Source organism: Companilactobacillus halodurans, assembly GCF_009600995.1.
GTDB lineage: Bacteria > Bacillota > Bacilli > Lactobacillales > Lactobacillaceae > Companilactobacillus > Companilactobacillus halodurans.
In genome coordinates this window covers 1-24,281 of sequence record NZ_VDFO01000001.1, presented here as the reverse complement: position 1 = coordinate 24,281, position 24,281 = coordinate 1, and the positions used below count along the sequence as shown (strand labels likewise).

Here is a 24,281-nt window from a genome sequence, read left to right as displayed (position 1 = left end):
AAATAATTATGAGGGAAAAAGCAAAATATTTATTAACTAAATTTGCTCAAAAAGTTTCACCAGCCACTTTAGCAATCATTTTGATTATTTTGACTAGCAGTTCTTTGTTATTCGTATGGCCAATTCACGGCTTAGCGGATAACGGAAATTTTTATCGAGCAATTGCTGGCAATGGGATTTATCGTTTGCCGACATCATACAGTCAATATAGTGATTATGTCGTTCCTAAATTTGGGCTTTTACAGTACTTTAATGAAAATAAGGTTCAATTATTTTCATCACAAAATTTATTTATTCAATTAGCAATTTTATTGAATAAAATTTTTTACAGTCACACGATTTTTGATATCCGATTCTTGGGCTTTGTCTACTATGTGTTTTATCTTGGGGGAATTTATTTATTTACTAATTCGTTAACAGCCCCCACTCGAAAGTTCAAGAATTATCTGATGGCAATTTTCATTGTCTTTGCATTTGGCGATTCAGCTTTTACGCTTTACTTTAATTCTTTTTTCGCTGAACCGGGAATGCTGATTCTGATGCTTTATCTGTGTGCAGCTATTATTTCTTTAGCAAGAAATATTTACGTTCACCATTGGCCAATGATCACTTTGTTTTTTATCGCTTCAATACTTTTAGTCACGATGGGGTCACAAAATGCAATTTTAGCAATCAGTTTAGCAATTATGGGATTAGGAATAATGTTTTTGCCTAATTTTAAGACACGTCGTTTGGCGGCAGGTTTTGGGATTGTACTGATTTTACTTTCAGGGATAGGAATTTATAAAACTGCTAGTTCTGAGGTTTTTGCGGCTAATGATTATCAAACCTTTACTCATGGGATTCTAGATGAGAATAGCGATCCAACAAAAAAAATCGAAAAAAATGGAATAGATGGTCAATTCGCCTTGATGCGCAATGAACCTTACTATCCAAAGGACTATACGGCTTTAAACCCGAATAGTGAAGATGTTAAGAAAAATTTGATTAAAAAATCTAATTTAAGCTGGGTCATTAAATATTACGCGACTCATTTGAAACAAATGGGAGATTTATTGAACGTTGCTGCAAAAGATTTAACAGCTATTCAGCCAGAATCAGTTGGTAACTATCCAATTGATTCGGGTCATGAGGCTAAAGAACAGGTAACTTATTTTACATTTTATAGTACCTTTTTTTCAGCCTTATTTCCTAGTCGGTATACATTTAATTGTTTAATCGCTGTCGGACTTATTGCCGCTTTTAGCGTAGGTTTTTACAAGGATTTTCGTGCTAAAAGATATCAAGGAATTTTACGGTTGTTCTTGATTATTGGATTGATGACGATTGTCGTAATTGCGCCCATCTTTGCTATTTTGATAGATGGCGATGCCGATTTATCTAGAAGGTTGTTTATGATACCAATTAGTTTAAATATAGCGCTGTTGATTTTTATCAATGATGTTTTCAATCACACATTATGGAATACCGAAGTGGGGGATGGTGTTGTCAGTGAATAGACTAAAACAAATTTTGCTTGCTTTTCTCTTGTCCATTGGGATTATTTTGACATTTGTTTCTTCGCAGACAGTTCGCGCGGATGTGGAAAGTGATCAAGTTTTATTAGTTTATGATTCTTCAAATGAAGCTGAAAATGCTCAAGTAAAAATTGATGCGTTACAACGCAGCTTGACGAGTATGAACCTTTGGGTCAAGACGGTTAATCAAAAAGATTATCAAAAAAATATGTTAAATCAGCATTATTTAGGCGTTATAACGATGATCAATTGGGAACAAGTGGGGTTGCATAATCAAGACTTCATTAAGGATCGAGCTAAGTTTTCAGGAATCAAATTGCATATTGGCAATAATTTAACGGATAGAGAAATTTCTGATTTAGATGTAAAGGTAAAAAGGCTTTATCAACAACAATTGCTTTTAACCAGTGAAGGAAACAAGAAATTGTTGCCATTTAGTCAGAATGTAACGCTCGTAAGTAAAGCAAGTTCGACATCTGACAAAGTTGGAACCTTAAAAACTCAAGATAACCTTACTAGCTATCCCTTTGGGTTTATCAATGGAGAAAGTGGATACTTGCCGTTTTTTTCCGCTAGTGGACTTGAAATGTTGACCCAAGTACAATTTTTAGCCAAATTATTCCATCGAGTTGGGAAATATCACCCTGTGCTAACTTTTACCAATGTTTCACCATATAGCAACTTAGATTACTTAGACGAATTGAGTGATTTTTGCTATCAAAATCAGATACCATTTGCAATCAGTACCGTTTCTGTCAGTAAGAACATTGAAATGAAAGCTTTCTCTCGGTTTACCAAGGTATTACGTAACGTAGAAAATCGTGGAGGAGTAATTTTTCTCCAAATGCCTGAAATGGTAACGACGGCAGATAGCAATGGTGAGATTTTGGAACAGATGATGCGAAAGTATTTGGTTAGTCTGGCGAAAGAGCAAGTTTTTCCAGTAGGGATAAGTGCTAAAGGTTTTTGGAATCAGGATACGATTTTGCGAAGTCACTCTTTGCAATTTTCAGATAATTGGCTGCTATTACCTAATGAATCTAAGCCGCTTCATTTACAAGAAGATAATGATGCACAGGTGGCACGACAAAATCTTTTGGCTCTGCCTGCACAGTCATTAAATAGACTGACGAAAACCCAAGAGACGACCTTTAGTGCCCCAATGGCCTTAACCATTTCAATGCCAAATACTAAGAAGAGCATGCAACAAGCAAAGTCAAAAATTAATAACTTAGATTTGAGCTGGTACGATCCGGTGGCTGACAATTTGCAAACTCGAATTGAAACGGATACGACGGTTGTTGAGTATCGAGGTGGAGATTATTTTGTCAATGGGAAAAGAGAAGCTATTCAAGCGACTAATAAGGTTTTTAATAAGCAATTTTCAGATGGCAAACCCAAGTCGTCGTTTAGTCGCTATTTCCGCATCCAAGGCGATATCTTAACAGTGTTTTTCATTATCATCATGATAATATTCATCGTCTTTATCTTCATTGGACGTAGGATTTATTGGAATAGGTTTAAGCGCTAAAAAAATAGTTAGAGGGGGAATCCTTATCTCAGTTTTAGAATTCTTTTTAATGATTGCAGTACTTTCAATCTGGGGGACATTGGTTGTTAACCTGTTACTGACCGTTGCCGGGTACACCTGGTATTTGCGACATGTTAACCTGGATGATCCCAAACTTCCGAGAAAAATACCATTTGTGAGTATTTTAGTACCGGCGCATAACGAAGGTATTGTCATCGTTAAAACTGTTTTGTCGTTGTTGAGTTTTGATTATCCGCAAGATAAGTATGAAGTTATTGTGATTAATGACAACTCAAGCGACGATTCAAGTGAATTGTTAGGTAATTTGCAACAACAATTTGGAGAAAAAAGATTGCAAGTTATCAATACCGATAACGTCACCGGTGGAAAAGGTAAATCAAATGCTCTGAATATTGGTTTAAGAAGAGCAAAAGGGAGCATTATTTCGATTTATGATGCCGATAATACACCGGAACACGGTGCTTTGAGAATTTTGGTAGCTGAATTGCTATCAAATGATAAATTGGCGGCCGTTATTGGGAAATTTAGGACTAGAAATAAAAATGCTAGTCTGCTAACACGCTTTATCAATATTGAAACACTGTCTTTTCAGTGGATGGCCCAAACCGGACGACAACAATTGTTTAATCTTTGTACGATTCCGGGAACGAATTATGTTATTAGAAGAAACGTTATCGAAAAAGTTGGTGGCTGGGATGTTAAAGCATTGGCTGAAGATACTGAGATCAGTTTTAGGATTTATCAAATGGGTTATCGAATCAAGTTTCAACCTCGGGCTGTCACTTGGGAACAAGAACCACAAACTTTGGATGTATGGTTTCATCAAAGGACGCGTTGGGTCAAAGGAAATATCTACGTTATCTTGAAAAATGCCAAACTATTATTTCAAAAAAAAGGCCGTGTCATTCGTTTTGATTTGATATATTTTCTAACAATTTATTTTCTCTTGATGACATCTCTTTTATTATCGGATGCGGTGTTTGTTTTATCGGTCGCCGGATTGGTTCATTCTAATCTACAAGGTTTCAGTACTTTCTTATGGTTCTTCGCAGTCGTCATGTTTATCGTCAGTACCTTTTTAACGATTACGACTGAAAGAGGAGAGTTAACTTTCAGTAATTTATTACTGATTGTCTACATGTATTTAGTTTATAGTCAAATGTGGCTTGCAGTTGCAGCTTACGGAATGGTGGGGTATATTCGTGAACAAGTATTTCATAAACAAGCAAAATGGTATAAAACTAAGCGTTATAAATAAAGTTTTGATTTCTCTTCTGATGCTTTTTGCAGTCTATTGTGCAACGTCAGAGACAACAGTTAAAGCTGAAGATGATCAAACTTACACGCAGCAATTTCAAAATAATATTATGACAATTTCTGGCAAATCTGTGGAAACTGATATGTACTTTAATAAAATGGATTATTGGCAAGTTGATAAAGCAACATTTAATTTCAACTATCAAGTTTCACAATTGGCTAATAGTCAAGCATCTGATATTACAGTGTCGTTAAATGGCGTTAAATTTTATTCATTTAGACCGCAGGATTCAACTGGATTTCAAACTGAATCGGTTGATGTTCCCTTAGATTTAATGAACGGCAGCAATAAATTGACAATCAGTGGACAAATTCTAAACCAGGACAATCAAGTGCAAACACCTGCAAATTGGTTAACTGTGGGTAAGGGATCCAATGTTAATTTTGAATATCAATTAGAAGATGCTGATGAAACATTAAGCTCATTTTATAACCATTTCTCTGGGCAAGATACGATTGCACATCAGAATTCGCAAATATTGACAGCCAATAAAGCCTCAGCTGCAGAACTAACTGCGAGTATGGTGGCTTTATCCGGTGAAGCACGAATAATAACGGAGAACAGTCAAATTCCGGTTATTAAATTTGATCAAGCTAAAACTCAGATGGGTGATTACTCTTTAGTAATTTCTAAATATCAACATTTACCTAAACAGTTGAAAAAAGTAATCTCGAAAAAGGATGTCGATGATCAGGCGATAATTAAAACTTACTATGTCAACGGGAAGCATTATCTGATAGCAACCTCGCAAAATGACAAACTCCTTGAAAAAGCGGGTCGCTTTATTGCTAATGAAGAGTTGATGAAGCAAACCAATAAAGATACGGAAGTTATTACCAATGAAACTGATACGTTGACTTCAACGTTGCATGACAACGGAGTGAGGCATTTAACCACAACGCCAGAGCGAATGGAAGGTGCTGGTCACAAGGAAACTAGCTACTTAGTGCAATTGCCAAATGATCGGATAAACGCTAATGGTTCAAAGATTCAATTGCATTTTAATTACAGTAAGAACCTTGATTTTAGTCGGTCCTTAGTGACCGTTTATGTTAATCAGACTGTAATTGGCAGCAGCAAGCTCCTTAGCAAAAAAGCTAATAATGATTCGATTACAGTTGATGTGCCAAAGAATTTAGTTTTGGGCAGCAGCTTTACAGTTCGAGTAGCTTTTGATTTGGATTTGAAAGGTAATTCTGAAGCTGACAGTGGCAATACGCCTTGGGCTCAAGTTAATCCACAGTCGAAAATGTTGATTAAGTCGCAACGAAATAACGATTTACTCTTTAGCAATTACCCATCGCTTTTTATTAAAGATGAGACTTATGATCATTTGGCCGTGGTCGTCCCTAAAAAGCTCAGTGGAAATGATTTTAAGGCTTTGACTAATATCTTTAATTTGATTGGTAATTTTGCTAAGAGCAATACTGGTGAAATTAAGTTTTACAATGAGATACCCAATCAAAATGTCTTAAAAAATAGCAATGTAATCGTCATTGGAACTCCCCAAAATAATCAGATGATCAAAGAACTGAATTCTCATCTTTATTTTAAATATACCGATGATTTCAAACGAATCGCCGCCAATGAAAAGATGAGTCTTGAACAAGATTATGGGAGAAATATTGGGACTGCTCAATTATTGCGTTCGCCTTATAACGATAAACGAGGCATGTTAGTAGTAACAGGTGCCACGACTAATGACGTTTATTTAGCATCGACCCAAATTAATTTTCAAAATAACGTTCAAAAATACAATGGGGATGCCATCGTGGTCGATATGAATAATGGACATTTTGGCTATCGATTCAAAAAGAATAAAGCTATTGATAAGAATCTAATGACAAAGAGACAGATTACAAAAAATTCACAGTTGATTATTTATCTGGGAATTGCTGTATTAATTATTATTTTGATTGGTTTCGGTGTAATTTTAACGCTCCACAAACAGGGATTTTTGAATGGAGGTAATCGCAATGGAAAATCATGATGCTAAAAATTCATTGTATGAGGACATTGGACTGTTGCTTTTCCTAACTTTATTCAGTGCTGCTGCAATATTGATGGTATTGAGTGGAAATATTTTATTAAATGTAATTTATCTATTCTGCACGATTTTGTTATTGATGATTACTTATTTCTTTGGTATCTTGCCGAGTTTGATTGCCAATATTATTTTTATTTGTATTCAGGTAGTCATTATGGTTTATCAGTACGTAACTTCAATTACTCATATACCATGGCAACTGAGTTTTTGGATGTTGATTCCAATTTTGATGTCGTTAGCACTGTACTCAATGACCCAAAATCAAGTAGCTTTACAAAAAGCTAATCGAGAATTAAGAACTACCTTAGTGGAACGTGGCGCATTTGATGAACAGACCAATTTGCGAACAACGGTAGCTTATATTGAAGATATTGCTGTATTTGCGGAAACTAATCGTCGCTTTAAGATTCCAGTAGCTACGGCAATCATTAAGATTCGCTACTTTAATGATTTGAAACGAATGATGAGTGCGCAACAATTAAGACAACTTTTACAATTGACTTCTGATGCCATTAAAGAAAAAACGAGAAATAATGATATTACGTATCTATTAGATAATGAAGATCCAACTTGGGCAATCCTGCTCTATACCGATGATAAAGGAGCTGACATTGCTACTAAAAGGATTGAAGAAGGCTTTGAAAAACGGCTTGAGGAAGATTCATCATTAAATAATTTGGCGATTTCAATGAAAGTCGGAATCGCACTTTGGAATGGGGAAACAATGAAAACTCCATATGATTTGATGAATGAAGGGATTCATGAAACTCAATATGATGTTTAAAAAAAGCTCTGACAATTTGTCAGAGCTTTTTGTTAGTGATTTATGATAAGTAAAAAAATCGCAAAAAAGACAATATCCAGAATGGCCGACCATTCGTACCATTTATCTGGCTTTTTAAATTCTACAGCGTTGTGGCCTCTCTTATGAAAGTACCACGACGGATATTCTTTTTTGGACATATTCTTCATTTTGCATCTTCTCCTTATTCTCTGGTTTCATTATATCTAGAATTGGATAAATTTGCCACCGTAACAAATCAAAATATCATTAAAGATTAAAAAGAAAGGGCTTGCATTTTAATAAATAAGGAATATAATTTCATTTATTATCCGTTGAGCAATATTAAGAAATAAGTAGATGGAGGTAAACAAATGAAATATCGTGTAGAATTAAATACTAAATCTCAATTGTTTACTGTCGAAGATAAAAACAAACATGTTTTTGCTGATGGTAAAACAATTGAAGAAGCAGTAAAAAAACTCAAAACAGTTTCCTAAAAAGCTTAAGCAAAAAGACATCGCCATTTGGGGATGTCTTTTTAATTTGAATCATTGTTTGAATCATTAAATGAAAATAAAAAAGCCATCAATCTAAAAAGATTGACGACATTTATTAAAGGAAATTGCTTCAAGCGAACTACGAGAATCGAACTCGCGACACTAGCTTGGGAAGCTGGTATTTTACCATTAAACTAAGTTCGCACTTTACAACCCTCTTATTATACAATAAATTTTTCCAAAAAGATAAGATTTGTTTAAAAAAGTTGTCATAATTTACAATATAAATTGATTTTTAGTTTTCATTACCATAGAATCAAGGTTGACGATAGATTTCTATCAATAAATTGCATCAAGGAGAAGATTATAATGAAAAAAACATTGGTTACTTTAATGGCCGCTGTTTCATTAATGGGTGGTTTTGCTACTGTTGCTACTGGTTGTTCCAATACTGCTACTAAGCAAGTTGAACAACATTCTGCAAAGAAAATTACAAAGAGCGAAGTTAAGAATCAAGATTATGTTGGTGTTAGCAAAGATAATAAGAACGAATACATCACCTTCTTCACTGGTAAAGACAAAAAGACAGTTCAATTTGTCCGTGTTAATAAAGATGGCTCCAAGAAAGTTATTACTGATTTCAAGAAAGCTAAGTTAGTTCTTAATAAAAAGAACCACAAGAAATTCAAGATTGATGGATTTAGAGTTATCAAGGAACCTGATTTTGACTGGAATTTTGTAAAGGTTGGCAAGACAACTATTAAATCTTCTGATGGCAAACAATGGAAATTATATAATGGATCACACAAGCAAGCAGTTAAAGCTGCTCAAAAGAATGCAAAATAATCATGAAAAGGCCGGAAGTTAAATTTCGGCTTTTTTTATTCATCAAGTTTTACATAAAATAAAGCTTAAAAATTATTTTTAAAAATAGATTTAAAAAAGGTTTATTTAAGTTCAAAAGTCTTTTATTTCAAAACAAAGAATTTTCATCGTATTTGATGGAGATTCTTTTTTTGTAAATAATTGCTCTTTTAAATGAGTATAAAATTAACTTTTTAAACATTTCTGAAAACAATTTTAGAATTATTTGTCAAGCAAAAATATTTTTAAAAATTTAATTTTAATCATATTTTCTTTAATCATTAAGATAAGTTGATAAGAGCGATAAAGGATTGAACTTTTTTCAAGATTAAAATTATAGAAATAAAAAGAAACTAGCTTATGAAACCGCTTGCAAATATAACTTTGGTTCTTTATAGTGAGGTTTGGTAACGAAATTTAAAATTGGGGAGTGATTTTTTATGACTATGCCAATCCATGTTACTTCAGAAATTGGAAAATTGGATGTAGTAATGTTGAAACGTCCCGACCACGAAGTAGAAAACATTACGCCTGATACAATGCCCCGACTATTGTTCGATGACATCCCATATTTGCCAATTGCTCAAAAAGAACATGACCATTTTGCTCAGATTTTACGTGACAATGGAACAGAAGTTTTGTACTTGGAAAATCTGGCAGCAGAAGCAATCGATGCTGGAAATATTAAAGAAGCATTTGTAGAAAAAATGCTTCGCGAGTCGGATTATGCACAAGGAGCCGATCATGATGCCTTGAAAGAATATCTGATGAGTTTAGATACTAAAGCGATGGTTAACCAATTGATGATTGGTATCAGAAAGAGCGATATTGACTTTATCCCGACAGACTTAGTCAGTGCCGCTGAAGATAACGATTATCCATTTTATCTCGATCCAATGCCTAACCTTTACTTTACTAGAGATCCAGCAGCTTCGATCGGCGATGGCTTAAGTATCAACCATATGACCTATCCTGCTAGACAACGCGAATCAATGTTCATGGAAGTAATTATCAAATATCATCCTCGCTTTGCCAATAAAGGATTGCATATCTGGCGTGATAGAAATCACACGCACCGAATTGAGGGTGGAGATGAATTGGTCTTAAGCGACCACGTCTTGGCAATCGGAGTTTCTCAAAGAACCTCAGCAACAGCTATTCAAGATATTTCTCGAAATCTTTTTAAAGATAGCAATTACGATACGGTTATTGCTATCAAAATTCCGCATAACCATGCAATGATGCACTTAGATACCGTCTTTACAATGATTAATTACGATCAATTTACTGTTCATCCAGGTATCTTAGGCGAAGGCGGCAAAATTGATACTTGGACCATTCATCCTGGAAAAGATAATGAATTGACTTTTGAACATAATCAAGATTTAAAAGCCGTTTTGAAAAAAGAACTTGGTTTAGACGATCTGGACTTAATCCCAACAGGAAACGCAGATCCAATCATTGCTCCAAGAGAACAGTGGAATGATGGCTCAAATACTTTAGCAATTGCTCCTGGAGTAGTAGTTACATACGATAGAAATTATGTTTCTAACGAAATCCTTAGAAAACATGGCTTAAAAGTTTTAGAGACAGTTTCAAGTGAATTGTCTCGTGGTCGTGGGGGTCCTCGCTGCATGAGCATGCCATTAGTTCGTGAAGATTTGAAAAAATAAAAGGCACATGAAAAAATTGTGATAGACTAATTTTAATTCACAATTAGGAGGAATGATTTTGGACTATAAAGGTAAAGAAACTTCAGTATTTCAAGGTAGAAGTCTTTTAGCAGAAAAAGACTATACGCCTGAAGAATTAGAATATTTAATCAATTTTGCAATTCATTTGAAGGCTCTTAAGAAAAAGGGCATTCCTCATCATTACCTAGAAGGTAAAAATATTGCCTTACTATTTGAAAAAAATTCAACCCGGACACGTTCAGCTTTTACAACAGCTGCGATTGACCTTGGTGCACACCCTGAATTTTTGGGTGCCAATGATATTCAATTAGGTAGTAAAGAAAGTGTCGAAGATACGGCTCGTGTATTGGGAAGCATGTTTGATGCTATTGAATTTAGGGGATTCTCACAAAAAACAGTCGAGGATTTAGCCAAATATTCTGGCGTTCCCGTTTGGAATGGTCTAACTGACCAATGGCATCCCACACAAATGTTGGCTGACTTTATGACAATGAAAGAAACCTTTGGCAGTCTAAAGGGCAAGACCTTAACATTTGTTGGCGATGGTCGTAATAACATGGCCAATAGTTTTCTAGTTACCGGTTCAATGCTCGGCGTAAATATTCATATCGTTGCTCCTAAAGAATTATTCCCTGATCAAAAAGTCGTTGATATTGCTCAAAAATATGCTGATGAATCTGGCAGCAAATTCTTGATTACTGATGATATTGAAAAGGGCGTCAAAGGCACTAACGTTATTTATACTGATGTTTGGGTATCAATGGGTGAAGAGAGCCAATGGGAAGAAAGAATCAAGCTTCTCAAACCATATCAAGTAAATATGGATATGATAAAAAAAGCCGGTCAACCTGACGACCAGATCATCTTTATGCATTGTTTGCCTGCCTTCCATGATACAAATACGAAGTATGGACAAAATATTAAGAATAAATACGGTTTAAGCGAGATGGAAGTAACAGATGAAGTTTTCAGAAGCAAATATGCTCGTCAATTTGAAGAAGCGGAAAACAGAATGCACTCTATCAAAGCCATTATGGCAGCAACTTTAGGCAATTTGTTTATTCCTAAAGTTTAAAGTTATTAAAGAAGGGTCTAGCGTATCGTTAGGCCCTTTTTTATCGAAAGTTAAAGACAATTTCTTAGGAGAGATTAAATAGCATTTTTGTAAAAATTGGTGTATCCAAAAATTGCATCATCTAGAGTAAACAAAATTTCAAAGTTTTAGGAGAGGTAACTATGACTAAAGAACGTGTTGTTGTGGCTTTAGGCGGCAATGCTATTTTAAGTAAAGATGCTAGTGCAAAAGCTCAGCAAAAAGCAGTCATGAAGACGAGTGAATCGCTCGTGGAATTTGTTAAAAATGATCAAGATTTAATTATTACGCATGGAAACGGTCCGCAAGTAGGGAATCTATTGTTGCAACAGGCAGCCGCCAATAGTAAAAAAAATCCAGCTTTGCCGTTAGATACTTGTGGCGCTATGACCCAAGGAAGTATTGGTTACTGGTTTCAGAATGCTATGAAAGAAGTTTTATTAAAAAATGGTATCAATAAGCAGGTAGTCACATTAGTTACGCAAACAATCGTAGATAAAAATGATCCAGCTTTCAGTAATCCATCAAAACCAATTGGTCCATTTTATGATAAAGGCGAACTCAATCAATTGCGTCAGGAACATCCTGATTGGACGATAGTCGAAGATTCTGGACGGGGTTATAGAAGAGCCGTACCCTCTCCAAAACCGGTGGAAATCAACGAATATCCGGCAATTGAAGCTATTTCCAATTTAGGAGTGATTCCAATCGTTGCTGGCGGTGGCGGAATACCAGTCGTTAAAGATGGCAATCGTTTGATTGGTCAAGAAGCTGTGATTGATAAGGACTTTGGTGCTTCAAAAATTGCTCAATTAGTTAAGGCAGATAAATTGTTTATTTTGACTTCTGTGGGGGGAGTTTTCTATAATTTTGGTAAACCAAATCAAAAAGAAATTTTTGACGTAACAGCTGATGAGATTCAAAAACACATTGATAACCATGAATTTGCTAAAGGCAGCATGATGCCTAAAGTTCAAGCGGCAGTTGCTTTTGTCAAAGCATCTGGCAAACCGGCAGTTATTGGTGCCTTGGATGATGTTAAGGAAATCATCGCTGGAAATAAGGGCACTGTTATTCACAAATAATGATTGTTATTGTGATTTTTATGTGCTATCATACTTGTGCAAAAGAAGGAATAATTGATCAAAAGATTTTAAGCGAGGCCATGTTTTGGTGAGAGTTGGCTATTTCAAAGATTGAGTCGCACCTTCTTATAAAAACAAATAATTCAATTAATGAGTGGATATTAATCAATTAGAGTGGTACCGCGGGAAATCTCGTCTCTTTCAATATGTTTATTGGAAGAGGCGTTTTTTTTATCTAAAGGAGGATAAATATGGATTTTAAAAAACAAGTAGTAGATACACTAGTTAAAGTTTTACCAGAAGAAATAACTGAGGAACAAGTTAACAAATTAATCGAAAAGCCTAAGACATCAGAACTTGGTGATTATGCTTTTCCAACATTTATCTTAGCTAAGTCATTGCACAAAAATCCTAAGATGATTGCTGAAGAGTTGGTTGAAAAAATTGATACAACTGGTTTTGAAAAGGTTGTTAACACTGGTGCCTACATTAACTTCTTCTTAGATAAAAAAGCATTTTCAAATGATGTTATCAATGAAGTTTTAACAAAAAATACTGATTACGGTAATGCTGATGAGGGTAAAGGACGCAATGTTCCTATCGATATGTCATCGCCTAATATTGCAAAGCCAATGTCAATGGGTCACTTACGTTCAACCGTTATTGGTAATTCAATTGCCAAAATTATTAGTAAGTTAAATTACAATCCAGTTAAAATCAACCACTTGGGTGACTGGGGAACACAATTTGGTAAGTTGATCGTTGGATATAAACTATGGGGTTCAGTTGAAGAAGTTGAAGCTGATCCTATCAATAATCTCTTGAAATATTATGTACGTTTCCATAAAGAAGCTGAAGAAAAGCCAGAATTAGACGACGAAGCTCGTGCTTGGTTTAGAAAGATGGAAGAAGGGGACAAAGAAGCCTTGTCTCTTTGGACATGGTTCAAGGAATTGTCTCTTAAGGAATTCCAAAAGATTTATGATCGTTTGGATGTTAAATTCGACCACTTCACTGGTGAATCATTCTACAACGACAAGATGGATGCTATCGTTGATACGCTTGAAGAAAAAGGCTTGCTTAAAGAAAGTCGTGGAGCTGAAATCGTTGATCTTTCTGAATATGACTTATCGCCAGCTTTGATTAAGAAAACTGACGGTGCCACACTTTATATCACGCGTGATTTGGCTGCTGCCAAGTATCGTAAAGATACCTTTGACTTTGTGAAATCACTTTATGTCGTTGGTAGCGAACAAGCAGAGCATTTTGCTAAATTAAAGATTGTACTTAAGAAAATGGGTTACGACTGGTCAGATGATATCGACTACATTCCATTTGGCTTGATTACTACTGGTGGCAAGAAGCTTTCAACTCGTTCTGGACGTGTTATCTTGCTTGAAAATGTCCTAAATGATGCAGTTGATCTTGCTAAGAAACAAATCGAAGAGAAAAATCCTAATTTGAAAGATAAAGAAGCTGTCGCTGAAGCAGTTGGTGTCGGTGCGGTTGTCTTCCATGATTTGAAGAATGACCGTCGTGATAGTTTTGACTTCAATCTTGAAGATGTTGTTCGTTTTGAAGGTGAAACTGGTCCTTACGTTCAATATACTAATGCTCGTGCTTTAAGTATTTTGAGAAAATCAGGAGTTTCTGATTACGAATCAATCAGCAATCACGCAATTTCAGATCCAGAAGCTTGGGACACAATTAAGATGTTGCAAAACTTCCCAGCTGTTGTTGAGCGTGCTTCTAACACATATGAACCATCAGTTGTTGCTAAATATGTTTTGAAATTAGCTAAGAGCTTCAACCAATACTATGCCCACAGTAGAATCCTCGCTGACGACGATGACTTGAAGGCTAGACTTTCATTAGTTAAAGCAGTTTCAATCGTCTTGCAAATGTCACTGGGTCTACTTGGCGTTAAGGCTCCTGAAGAAATGTAGGGTGAATTCGTTTTGAATAAAAAACTTTTTAGCGAACTTTCGGAAATAAAAACAACCACGCTAGATTTAGCCTGGTTGTTGCTCGCAATCTGTTTTATTTATTTAAACTATGGAACCTTCAATATTTTATACGGTATTTTAGGATTCGTGACGGTTTTCTTTATCCATTTATTTATCAATTTTCATAATAATTATATGGATTATCGAAACTCTCATGATGAAGAATATCGTGAAAAAATCAGTACTATCGGCATTAATCGTGAATCACTGGCAATAGTCAAAAAATGGATGTACGGTTTGGCCATTTTTCCATTAGTAATTGGGGCTTTTCTGGTTTATCAGACCGATTGGATAACTTTGATGATTGGTATCATTGGAGTTTTGGTCGGTTTGTTATATTCGGCAGGTCCTAAGCCGCTTAATTCCACTATGTTTGGTGAAATCGTGGTGGCTATTGCCATTAGCCAGTTGATTCCAATAGCCTACTCCTATCTAGGGCTATTTGGATCAGGTAGATTTGATTCTAGCACAGCCATCTCGGTAATCTTGGTTAGTTTACCAAATACCTTTGCCTTCTTTTGTGCAGAGTTAAGCAATGGCACCTGCGACTTAGAAGCAGATCTAAAAAATGGTCGTAACACATTGGTTAGTAAAGTAGGAAAAGCCAATGCATTGAGTTTATTTAAAGCTAGCTGGGCTTTAGCTTTTATGTTGATACCCATCCTAGCTTTGTTGAAAGTAACGCCTTATATTACCTTAATAGAAGTGTTGCTTTATCCAAATATTTGGGACGATCTTCGTCCTTACTTAAAGGAACAAGTTAAGACAAAGACGTATCCTTTAGTTATTAAAGCTGTAAGTAAATTCTCTGTGACATATATTTTATTGATTGCTGTCGGGGCAATCATTAAATTAATTACAGTAAAATTTTAATTGCAGTTTTCCACAGAAAGAGTTAAAAAAATCACTCCTAAAACTTCTTTCTGAAGATAAAAGAAGAGCTCACCTAATTGTCGGGATTAGGTGAGCCTTTTTGGTTGCTAAAAATAAGCACATACTAAATTATACATATTTTTTGATGGTTTTGCTGAAATTATTTTTAATTCATTGGTAAAGGGTTCTCTAAAAACCAATTTGTGGGCAAATAGTAAAAGTTGGCCTGTCTTTTTTGAAGAGTTATATAGCGGATCATTAACGATAGGCCAATTATTATATGCCAAATGAACACGTAGCTGGTGAGTTCTTCCTGTCAAAAGGTTTAATTGAACTAATGCAAAACGGTCATTCTTGCGTAAGACTTTATATTTGGTGATAGCTTTTAAACCATCAGAAGCGGCCATCCGCTTACGAACGTCGTTGGGGTCTTGCTTGATGGGTAAATTTATTTCTCCACAATTAGGTATAGGAGCATTTAAATCTATAACAGCTAAATATTCCCGAAAGAGCTTTTTGCTGCTGAGTTGTCGATTAAAGATTGGTACCAAATAAGGCGTTTTTGAAATCAAAACAAGTCCGGATGTTTCCATATCGATTCGATGCACCATATAGGGATGACCATTTTTTAAATATGTTTCAACGTCATTCATTAAAGAATCTGATTCAGTTTTTAAATTAGGATGGGTTTTTTTACCAGCTTTTTTATTGACGATTATAATATCGTCATCTTCGTAAACAACGTCGATAGGGTCTTTTCCAGGTAAATAAGTTTGTTTGGTTCGTGGTGGAAAATTGAAAATCAAAGTAATTTTGTCGCCATTTTTCACGATTGTATTGAAAGAATGATAAGTTCCATTGATTAGAACGTCTTGTTGGATACGAAAAAAATGTTGCCATTTTTTAGGAATCAGCCATTTTTTTAATAGCTGTCTAATTGTTAATTTTTCTTGATTCTGCTGGTAATAGGTGATGGTTTTTTGGTACATTTAATTGTTGACTCCTTAATTATTATGGGGGTAATTCAAAAATTGGTTCCATAATGTGATAAAATTTGTTCTTATATAGAGGTATTTAAACGATGAATAATAACAATGGTTTTTGGGATTGGTTAAAGCCCAAATTACTAATTGCGTGGTCTTTTATAAAGAAATATTGGAAAAGATTCCAAATTACACGTTGGTTAGTTTTACTAGTCTTAATAATGATACTAGTTTTAAGCAGTTATTGGACATATAAAGCTAAAACTGCAGATGTTTCTGATTTGGAGTCATCTTTACAGACAAAAACGACTATTTTAGATAAAGATGGCGATAATGCTGGTCAATTGTACGCTAGTAAAGGAACTTATGTTAAGTACAATAAAATTTCAAAGAATATCCAAAATGCTGTTATTTCGACTGAGGATCGAACATTTTGGACTAATCCAGGCTTTAGTATCAAAGGATACGCCAGAGCTGCTTTAGGATATCTAATTCACCATGGCATTACTGGTGGTGGTAGTACTTTAACTCAGCAATTGGCAAAGAACTCGCTCTTAACGCAAAAGCAAACTTTAGCTCGTAAGGGTGAGGAATTATTTTTGTCGATTGAAATCAATCGAATTTATTCCAAGAAACAAATTTTAACGATGTATTTGAACAATGCCTATTTTGGCAATGGCGTCTGGGGCGTTCAAGATGCATCTGAGAAATATTTTGGTGAGGATGCGTCAGATTTGAATCCGGCTCAAGCTGCTGTTTTAGCAGGAATCCTGAAAGCACCTAATACTTATAATCCAATTGATAGTATGAGCAATGCCAAATCTAGACGTAATTTGGTCTTAGATTTGATGGTTGAAAATAAGAAATTGACTGCATCTCAAGCATCATATTACAAGAATACAGCAATTAATTTAGATGATAACTATCAAGTTGCTAGTTCTTACAAATATCCTTATTTCTTTGATGCGGTAATTGATGAAGCCGTCAACAAGTATGGTCTTAAAGAAGACGATATATTGAATAAAGGTTATAAAATTTATACGACTTTGGATCAAAATATTCAAAGTTCAATGCAAAATACTTTTGATAATAGTTATCTGTTCCCAGCTAATGCTAGCGATGGAACGAAGATTCAAGGTGCGTCAGTAGCAGTTGATCCTAAAACTGGTGGCGTCTTGGGCGTTATCGGTGGTCGTGGCGATCACACCTTTAGAGGATTCAACCGGGCAACGCAAATGAAAGAACGTCAGCCTGGATCAACCATCAAGCCATTGGCAGTGTACACTCCGGCTATTGAAAATGGTTATAGCTATGATTCTGAACTTCCAGATGAAATAACTAGCTTTGGTAAAAATAAATATACGCCAACTAATGCTGATGGACTGTATCAAAAGACGATTCCAATGTATAAAGCTTTGACACAAAGTGAGAACGTTCCTGCTGTAGCATTGTTAGATAAAATTGGTGTCAAAAAAGGTGTCAATTCGGTCGAAAACTTCGGTATCAATGTTCATAAGAGCGATCAAAACTTAGCCTTAGCTTTAGGTGGAATGAAATATGGCGTTTCGCCAATGCAAATGGCACGAGCTTACACAGCTTTTGCTAATCAAGGCAAGTTGGCATCAACTCACTTTATTACTAAAATCGTTGATTCGACAGGAACTGTGATTGTTAATAATACTGATACGTCGAATAAACAGATTATCAGTAAAAATACAGCTAAAGAAATGACTAGTATGATGCTTGGAGTTTATAATTCTGGTACTGGTAAAAATGCTAAGCCATCAGGCTACCAAATTGCTGGTAAAACTGGTAGTACGGAAGTGCCTGAATCTTGGGGCTATGCTGGTACTAAGGATCAATGGATGATAGGCTATACGCCTGATGTCGTTGTTTCTAGCTGGATTGGATTTGATAATCCTGATAGTACGCACTTTATTCCAAGCACGAGTGAAGATGGGATGGCAAAATTATTTAAGAGCGAAATGAGCGGTATTTTGCCAGACACCAAGGGAACTAGTTTTGGAGTTAAAGACGCTGCCAAACTTGCTCAAGGCGAAAGTGACGATTCTGATGACAATGATATTACTAAATCTATAAAAGATGGAGTAAATAACGTTAAAGATAAGGCCACAGAATGGTATAATGATATTAAGAATTTTTTTGGTCAATAGGAGGACTTTATGAACATTTACGATAGCGCCAATCAACTCGAACAAGATTTGAGAAAGACAACGGAAGTTGCTGAATTGAAGCTTGCTTTTGAAGCTGTAAAGGCCAACGACTTAGCATACAAGCTTTTCGACAAGGTTCAAAACAAACAATTTGAACTTCAACAAAAACAAATGCAAGGTCAAGAGATTACAGACGACGATGTTAAATCCATGAGAGAATTAACTGACCAACTTTCAAATTACAGTGAAATCCAAAACTTAATGGAAAAAGAGCAAAAGATGAATTCAATGATGGATGAATTGAATAAGATCATTTCAAAGCCTATCGCTGAAATTTATCAAGATTAATAATAAGGATAAGGACTTAGGGCTTAATTAATTTGCTCTGGTCCTTTTCTTTTACGGGAGAGTAGTAATGAAGTTTTTGCATGCAGCTGATTTACATTTAGATACGCCATTTGTTGGTATTAGTAATTTTTCAAAAGATTTGCAAAAAAAATTACAAGAATCAACTTATAAAGCCACTGAAAATTTATTTGAGACAGCTTTGAAAGAAAAAGTTGATTTTGTGATTTTAGCCGGAGATATTTTTGACGATACCGATAGCTCACTAAAAGCGCAGATGTTTTTAAAAGAACAATTTGAAAAATTGAATCAAGCAAATATTAAAGTTTATCTAGTTTACGGTAATCATGATTATTATCGCAATAATTTTGCTGTGGTCGATTTTCCTGAAAATGTCGTTGTCTTTGGTCAAGATGTTACAACAATTGAACAGACAGCTAAAGATGGTCAAAGAGTGGGCATCACTGGATTTAGTTATTATCAACAGCATATTAATCAAAATATTGTTTCAAATTATCCAGCACGTGGCGATTTCGATTATCAAATCGGTATTTTGCATGCAGGCGTCGGCGATGATAATTACGCGCCGTTTCAAATCCAAGACCTCTTAAAAAAAGGCTATGATTATTGGGCTTTAGGACACATTCATAAGCGTGAGATTTTATGCGATTCGCCAGTTATCGTTTATCCTGGAGATATTCAAGGTCGAAATCAAAATGAAACTAGTCCTAAAGGTTTTTATATCGTTGAAGAAACTGACCATAATACGAAGATGAAGTTTGTAAAGTCGAGTATTTATACTTGGGAAAAAGCGGAATTAACGGCTAAAAAAGATGATACTGTCGACTCATTGATTACGAAGATAACTGATTTATTGAGTACTCCTGGCTCGTTAATTACTTTAACGATTAATAATGCTCAGAATTTAAATGACGATGTCGTTAAGACGATTGAACGAAATGAGGTAATGCAACATTTTATTAGTGTTGCTACTCAAGGTATCCTTTATAAAATTTATCTAAAATTTACCGATAATCCACAATTAGCTAAAATAGATCAAAAATATTGGGATCAAGCTAAGTCAAACGTGCTAGATTTAGATAAAATAAAAGATATGGATAGTAAATTATATTCTGAGCCGATTATTCGTGAACATATCAATGATCCAGAGTTCATGAAAAATATTAAGGAACTAACGAGAAATATGATTAATCAAAAATATACTGGAGAATAGTTGTGAAATTAGTTGAAGCAAAGGTATACGGCTTCGGCAAATGGATTGATCAGGAATTTAACTTTGAATCGGATTACCAAGTTATTTTTGGATCAAATGAAGCCGGAAAAACCACATTATTGAATTTTATAAAAAGTATTCTCTTCGGCTTTGCATCAGCTCGGGGAGACAACAAGTATCAACAATATAAACCCAAAAATAGTAGCAATTATGGTGGAGAATTAACATTTGAAGCAAAAGACAAAAGTCATTGGACGGTAAAAAGGGTCGATGGCAAGGGAAATGGCGAGGTCACTTTATTCCATGATGGCCAAGTTGTTCCAGATACTTTGATGGGCCAAATATTGGGTAATTTTACAAAGGATGACTTTGAAAATACTCATATTTTTGACGATCAGAGTATTCTTTCAATTTATAGTCTGGATGAGAATAAATTAGAAACTGAAATCATGTCGATTGGGGCTGTTGGCAGTAAAGATTGGTTGAAAGCTGCCGATAATTTAAATTCCGATGCGGAAAATATTTATAGACCACGCGGTCAAAAACAGCCTTTAGTCGTGAAATTGAAACGACGCGATAAATTGCTTGAAGAAAAAGCTGAAATTGAAAATCAACAAACAGCTTATCAACGAGTTAAAGACCAGTTAAGTTTGGTCAATCGTGATTTCGATGATAATGAAAGGTTATTGAAACAAGCTGATGAAGCTGAAGATAGCTTGCGTAATTTGGATAAGAAATGGTCCCGTTATGAACAATTTCAAAAAAATAAGCATCCAAATGAAAGCTCTATTCAAATAAGCAACGATGATTGGGAAGAGGTTCTAAAGGCTAATCAAGAACTGAGTACTTTAAAAGAGACGCAAACGACTAATAAGGTTTCGGAATTAAACAACGTCGAGAAAAATATTTTGAAGAATTACAATGCGAATAAAAGTCAACTAGATTATATTCGCAATCAAAAATTTGAATTGCAAAATTTACAATTTCATCGTGACGATATGAATTCCAAATTGTTAAAAGTCGATACTCAAGTTGACCAATTATTTAAGAATCACCCGCAATTAGCTGAAGATATGTTGCCTTTGACCAGTGGTGAATTGGATCAATTGACGCCGCAAACTAATAGTGAAGTTAATATTCCTTTGATAATTTGTGCAGTGGCAATTGTTTTAGCTTTTGTAACAAGTAATCCACTGCGGTTCTTATTCATTGTTGTTGCTGCTTTGAGTGTCTTTTGGTATTGGTATCAAAAGAAAAACTTGGCAGCTAAGAATAATTTAGCTAATTACGCTTTTCTCAAACAAAAGGGCTATGAGAATCTTTCTCGCGAAACCATCATTAATCTTCAGGAAACTGTCATTGCTCTAGACAATTTTCATACGAGTCAACGTGGATTAGTCGATGGCATCAAGTCGATTGAGGTCGATTTGAATAAGTGGCGTAAAATTTTACTTCAGTTGAATGTTTTAGATGAGTCATATAAGTCAGACAAATATAATGAACAAATTGAGAAGTACTTTGCTGAATTGGACCAGATTAAAGCTAAAGCTGATTTGGCACAACAGAATCAAGCCGTCACTCAAGAAATGGCTGATAACAAGACTCAGCATTTAGCAGAACTGAAAACTAAAATTGAACAAATCTTAGCAAAATATAAAATTGTTAATCTGAATTCTTTTGTTCAAATTCACACGCAACAAGTAGAGAATGTTAGGGCAGTAAATCAATTCAAGCAGGATAAAGATTTTCTGGGCAGCGATTTAGCTCAGCTACAAAAATATCCTGACCGAGAAACCCTAAGCAATGAATTGTCTGCAGCAGTTGCAAAGAAAAATGAGCTATCTGATAAAAATAATCAATTGAGTCGTCAGATGGGTTCTCTTAAAGAGCAGATGCAACAGATTTTTGATAATACTCAGTATCAGAGAATCGTTAGTGAATTGGCTCAAAACCAAGAGGATATTTTAGAAAATTATGACGAATGGCTAGCTGAAAAACTTGCGAGCGATTGGATTAAAGAAATGCTCAATATAGCTACGGAAAATCGTTATCCGAAGATGATTCAAAAAGCAACGCAATACTTTGCTCTGTTAACGGATAATAATTACGTTAAAATTGATTTTAATGATAAAGATATTATGATAACTAGCGCAGATAAGAATCTCTTTGATGTGCATGAATTGTCCAAAGCTACAACAATTCAATTGTACTTGTCATTACGTTTAGCATTCGTGACTGAAATATCAGATTTAATCAAGTTGCCAATATTGATTGATGATGCTTTTGTGGATTTTGATATATCACGAACTGAGAACGTCTTTAAATTGATTCAAGAGATTTCTAAGAGCAATCAAGTTATTTACGTTACAGCCAATGAACCAAAAGTACCAATCGATCATATTTTGGAGCTCCAAGGGGGAGAAGAGATTGCCGAAGCATATAATTGATTTTAATAAAGGTGAAAATATGAGTTTGGAAGTTATTATTAAACGTTCAGATTTTCGCCTTGCAAAAAATGGCAAGAACTTTTTGTCATTAGTATTTGAAGATAAATCAGGCCAAATTCCCGGTAAGTATTGGGATGCTAGTGAAGAAGATGCTGAGCACTATCACGTAGGCGCTGTCGTTCAATTAGAGGGTCGTCGTGATTTGTATCAAGGTAAACCGCAAGTAAATATTACTCGCTTGGGGGTACTTGATCCAAAGACAGTTGATATGTCTCAGTTCGTTCAGACTGCACCGATGAAAAGAAAAGATATGGAAGCGGAATTTGATGATGTTTTCTTACAGATAACTAACGGATCTTGGAATCGAATCGTCAGATACCTTTTTAAGAAGTATCATGACCGTTTCTTTACGAGTGCCGCTGCGAAAACTAATCATCATGATTTTCAAGGCGGATTGGCTTATCACACTTTGAGTATGGTTAGAATGGCTGAAAATATTGCAGATCAATATCCTCAAATTAATCGAGCTCTATTGATTGCTGGTGCCTGCTTGCATGATTTTGGAAAAATTATCGAACTAACTGGCAGTCTTGATATCGAGTACACTTTTGAAGGCAATATGTTAGGTCACATTATGATTGTCGATGAAGAAATCGTCAAGGCAGCTTCAGCACTTGATATCAGTTTAGAGAGTGAAGATATGATTCTTTTACGTCATATGATTTTGTCGCATCATGGTCTTTTAGAATATGGCTCTCCAGAACGTCCTAAATTGCTTGAGGCGGAAGTTTTGCACAATATTGATATGATGGACGCTTCAATCAATATGATTACTAAGGCACTTGATAAGACTGAAAAAGGGAAGTTTTCAGAACGAATCTTTGGTTTAGATAATCGTTCGTTTTATAAACATAGTTAACATAAAATTAAAAGAGGTCCGAATTCCAATTGGAATTCGGACCTCTTTTGTTATTGATTCAATTTTTTATTGAACCTTAATTATTTGGTTCTAAACTTTCTGGTGTTGATGAATAAATCAACGCCAGTTTTTTATTCTCTTTTAGATAAAAAAAGAACATCACTGTTCTCGTGTTAAGATTTAAGCAACCAAACCAAATCAAACAGGAGTGAACATGATGTCCCAAGACAATTTTATACTATGTGCATTAGATATAAAAGACGATAATATAAAAATTATTTCAGTAAAAGATGCCAAAATAAAAAAACGTGGCGTTATAAAGCGTATTAAAGTTGTGAATGCCGAATTATCCTACGCCTTACATAAGTGCCCTCAATGTGGAAAGAACTCATTAGTTAAAAACGGTAAAAGAACTACTAATGCGAGACTGGCCAGTTTTAGTGGTGTTGAATATCATTTAGTAATTAAGAAACAACGATTTTTATGTAGGAACTGTGGAAGCACCTGCGGTGCCCACAGTGACTTATTGATCAAAAATCATACAATGACTAAGCAAGTTAAACACAGAATCTTTTCCATGGCTAAAGAATCCTTTACTTTGTCATCCATGGCTAAGATTATTGGTATTTCGGCTAGTACTGTAGGCAGGATTTTGTATGGTAATACGAAGATTCCACGTAGATGTTCACATTTACCTGAAAATATTTGTTTCGATGAATTTCGCTCAGTAAAAAATCTTTTTACATTTATAGCTATTGATGCAGATACACATAGACTAGTTGAACTGATACATGACAGACTATCCAGAACAATAATTGAACACTTTATAAATCAGTATAGCTTGTCAGA

Annotated in this window: 19 protein-coding genes and 1 tRNA gene; 18 read left to right on the top strand and 2 right to left on the bottom strand. The window is 35.0% G+C overall.

The features are described 5' to 3' along the window. Nucleotides 1-8: 8 nt before the first annotated feature. From wsfD to FHL05_RS12645, 6 genes are all read left to right on the top strand, one after another. Nucleotides 9-1,499, top strand: coding sequence for a glycan biosynthesis hexose transferase WsfD (wsfD, locus tag FHL05_RS00095; RefSeq protein WP_153384992.1), 1,491 nt, complete (start codon nucleotides 9-11; stop codon nucleotides 1,497-1,499). Continuing rightward, complete coding sequence (locus FHL05_RS00090) at nucleotides 1,486-3,048, top strand: hypothetical protein (protein ID WP_153384991.1); 1,563 nt, start codon at nucleotides 1,486-1,488, stop codon at nucleotides 3,046-3,048. The genes wsfD and FHL05_RS00090 overlap by 14 nt, the downstream gene beginning before the upstream one ends. A gap of 49 nt (nucleotides 3,049-3,097) precedes the next feature. After that, nucleotides 3,098-4,327: a glycosyltransferase family 2 protein gene (locus FHL05_RS00085; RefSeq protein ID WP_153384990.1), complete on the top strand. Its 1,230-nt coding sequence runs from the start codon at nucleotides 3,098-3,100 to the stop codon at nucleotides 4,325-4,327. A gap of 19 nt (nucleotides 4,328-4,346) precedes the next feature. Beyond that, the gene (locus tag FHL05_RS00080; RefSeq protein ID WP_153385072.1) at nucleotides 4,347-6,377 is read left to right on the top strand and encodes a cellulose biosynthesis cyclic di-GMP-binding regulatory protein BcsB; all 2,031 of its coding nucleotides are present in this window, start codon (nucleotides 4,347-4,349) and stop codon (nucleotides 6,375-6,377) included. Then, nucleotides 6,364-7,218, top strand: coding sequence for a diguanylate cyclase domain-containing protein (locus tag FHL05_RS00075; RefSeq protein ID WP_153384989.1), 855 nt, complete (start codon nucleotides 6,364-6,366; stop codon nucleotides 7,216-7,218). The genes FHL05_RS00080 and FHL05_RS00075 overlap by 14 nt, the downstream gene beginning before the upstream one ends. A 371-nt stretch (nucleotides 7,219-7,589) precedes the next feature. Further along, nucleotides 7,590-7,715, top strand: a complete 126-nt coding sequence (locus FHL05_RS12645; RefSeq protein ID WP_272950444.1) for a hypothetical protein — start codon at nucleotides 7,590-7,592, stop codon at nucleotides 7,713-7,715. Nucleotides 7,716-7,848: 133 nt separating this feature from the next. On the opposite strand, the gene FHL05_RS00070 is transcribed toward FHL05_RS12645, so the two are convergent. Beyond that, nucleotides 7,849-7,919 (bottom strand) — tRNA-Gly (locus tag FHL05_RS00070). A gap of 165 nt (nucleotides 7,920-8,084) precedes the next feature. Here FHL05_RS00070 and FHL05_RS00065 point away from each other — a divergent pair. From FHL05_RS00065 to FHL05_RS00040, 6 genes are all read left to right on the top strand, one after another. After that, nucleotides 8,085-8,561 (top strand): hypothetical protein, encoded by a 477-nt coding sequence (locus FHL05_RS00065; RefSeq protein ID WP_153384988.1) that lies wholly within the window; start codon nucleotides 8,085-8,087, stop codon nucleotides 8,559-8,561. A 458-nt stretch (nucleotides 8,562-9,019) separates the two neighbouring features. Beyond that, a complete protein-coding gene (gene arcA / locus FHL05_RS00060; protein WP_153384987.1) occupies nucleotides 9,020-10,252 on the top strand; it encodes an arginine deiminase in 1,233 nt (410 codons plus the stop codon). 58 nt (nucleotides 10,253-10,310) lie between these two features. Continuing rightward, nucleotides 10,311-11,348 (top strand): ornithine carbamoyltransferase, encoded by a 1,038-nt coding sequence (gene argF, locus FHL05_RS00055; RefSeq protein ID WP_238333961.1) that lies wholly within the window; start codon nucleotides 10,311-10,313, stop codon nucleotides 11,346-11,348. A gap of 161 nt (nucleotides 11,349-11,509) precedes the next feature. After that, a complete protein-coding gene (gene arcC / locus FHL05_RS00050; RefSeq protein WP_153384985.1) occupies nucleotides 11,510-12,451 on the top strand; it encodes a carbamate kinase in 942 nt (313 codons plus the stop codon). A gap of 251 nt (nucleotides 12,452-12,702) precedes the next feature. After that, on the top strand, nucleotides 12,703-14,397 hold the full coding sequence (gene argS, locus FHL05_RS00045; RefSeq protein ID WP_153384984.1) for an arginine--tRNA ligase: 1,695 nt from the start codon (nucleotides 12,703-12,705) through the stop codon (nucleotides 14,395-14,397). Nucleotides 14,398-14,409: 12 nt separating this feature from the next. Next, nucleotides 14,410-15,330, top strand: a complete 921-nt coding sequence (locus FHL05_RS00040) for a prenyltransferase (RefSeq protein WP_153521739.1) — start codon at nucleotides 14,410-14,412, stop codon at nucleotides 15,328-15,330. Between the two features lie 107 nt (nucleotides 15,331-15,437). On the opposite strand, the gene FHL05_RS00035 is transcribed toward FHL05_RS00040, so the two are convergent. Then, entirely contained in the window at nucleotides 15,438-16,319 is an 882-nt protein-coding gene (locus FHL05_RS00035) for an RluA family pseudouridine synthase (RefSeq protein WP_153384982.1), read from the bottom strand. Nucleotides 16,320-16,411: 92 nt separating this feature from the next. Between FHL05_RS00035 and FHL05_RS00030 the strand changes: the two genes are divergently transcribed. From FHL05_RS00030 to FHL05_RS00005, 6 genes are all read left to right on the top strand, one after another. Then, nucleotides 16,412-18,487, top strand: coding sequence for a PBP1A family penicillin-binding protein (locus FHL05_RS00030; RefSeq protein ID WP_153384981.1), 2,076 nt, complete (start codon nucleotides 16,412-16,414; stop codon nucleotides 18,485-18,487). A 9-nt stretch (nucleotides 18,488-18,496) separates the two neighbouring features. Beyond that, the gene (locus FHL05_RS00025) at nucleotides 18,497-18,835 is read left to right on the top strand and encodes a YlbF family regulator (protein WP_153384980.1); all 339 of its coding nucleotides are present in this window, start codon (nucleotides 18,497-18,499) and stop codon (nucleotides 18,833-18,835) included. A 67-nt stretch (nucleotides 18,836-18,902) separates the two neighbouring features. Then, on the top strand, nucleotides 18,903-20,066 hold the full coding sequence (locus FHL05_RS00020; protein ID WP_153521737.1) for a metallophosphoesterase family protein: 1,164 nt from the start codon (nucleotides 18,903-18,905) through the stop codon (nucleotides 20,064-20,066). Between the two features lie 2 nt (nucleotides 20,067-20,068). After that, a complete protein-coding gene (locus FHL05_RS00015) occupies nucleotides 20,069-22,513 on the top strand; it encodes an AAA family ATPase (protein ID WP_153521735.1) in 2,445 nt (814 codons plus the stop codon). Beyond that, nucleotides 22,494-23,432 carry a 3'-5' exoribonuclease YhaM family protein gene (locus FHL05_RS00010; protein WP_238333960.1) on the top strand — a complete coding sequence of 313 codons (939 nt, stop codon included), beginning with the start codon at nucleotides 22,494-22,496 and terminating at the stop codon, nucleotides 23,430-23,432. The genes FHL05_RS00015 and FHL05_RS00010 overlap by 20 nt, the downstream gene beginning before the upstream one ends. Before the next feature lie 217 nt (nucleotides 23,433-23,649). Further along, nucleotides 23,650-24,281 (top strand): transposase family protein (locus FHL05_RS00005; RefSeq protein ID WP_162000142.1); only part of this gene is annotated, 632 nt, incomplete at its 3' end.

What these genes read in the sequence shown, in the direction of transcription:
- FHL05_RS12645 (WP_272950444.1), top strand. Translation starts at nt 7,590, where the DNA reads ATGAAATATCGTGTAGAATTAAATACTAAATCTCAATTGTTTACTGTC.
- arcA (WP_153384987.1), top strand. Translation starts at nt 9,020, where the DNA reads ATGACTATGCCAATCCATGTTACTTCAGAAATTGGAAAATTGGATGTA.
- FHL05_RS00035 (WP_153384982.1), bottom strand. Translation starts at nt 16,319, where the DNA reads ATGTACCAAAAAACCATCACCTATTACCAGCAGAATCAAGAAAAATTA.
- FHL05_RS00080 (WP_153385072.1), top strand. Translation starts at nt 4,347, where the DNA reads ATGCTTTTTGCAGTCTATTGTGCAACGTCAGAGACAACAGTTAAAGCT.
- argS (WP_153384984.1), top strand. Translation starts at nt 12,703, where the DNA reads ATGGATTTTAAAAAACAAGTAGTAGATACACTAGTTAAAGTTTTACCA.
- FHL05_RS00020 (WP_153521737.1), top strand. Translation starts at nt 18,903, where the DNA reads ATGAAGTTTTTGCATGCAGCTGATTTACATTTAGATACGCCATTTGTT.
- FHL05_RS00065 (WP_153384988.1), top strand. Translation starts at nt 8,085, where the DNA reads ATGAAAAAAACATTGGTTACTTTAATGGCCGCTGTTTCATTAATGGGT.
- wsfD (WP_153384992.1), top strand. Translation starts at nt 9, where the DNA reads ATGAGGGAAAAAGCAAAATATTTATTAACTAAATTTGCTCAAAAAGTT.
- arcC (WP_153384985.1), top strand. Translation starts at nt 11,510, where the DNA reads ATGACTAAAGAACGTGTTGTTGTGGCTTTAGGCGGCAATGCTATTTTA.
- FHL05_RS00025 (WP_153384980.1), top strand. Translation starts at nt 18,497, where the DNA reads ATGAACATTTACGATAGCGCCAATCAACTCGAACAAGATTTGAGAAAG.
- FHL05_RS00075 (WP_153384989.1), top strand. Translation starts at nt 6,364, where the DNA reads ATGGAAAATCATGATGCTAAAAATTCATTGTATGAGGACATTGGACTG.
- FHL05_RS00085 (WP_153384990.1), top strand. Translation starts at nt 3,098, where the DNA reads ATGATTGCAGTACTTTCAATCTGGGGGACATTGGTTGTTAACCTGTTA.
- FHL05_RS00030 (WP_153384981.1), top strand. Translation starts at nt 16,412, where the DNA reads ATGAATAATAACAATGGTTTTTGGGATTGGTTAAAGCCCAAATTACTA.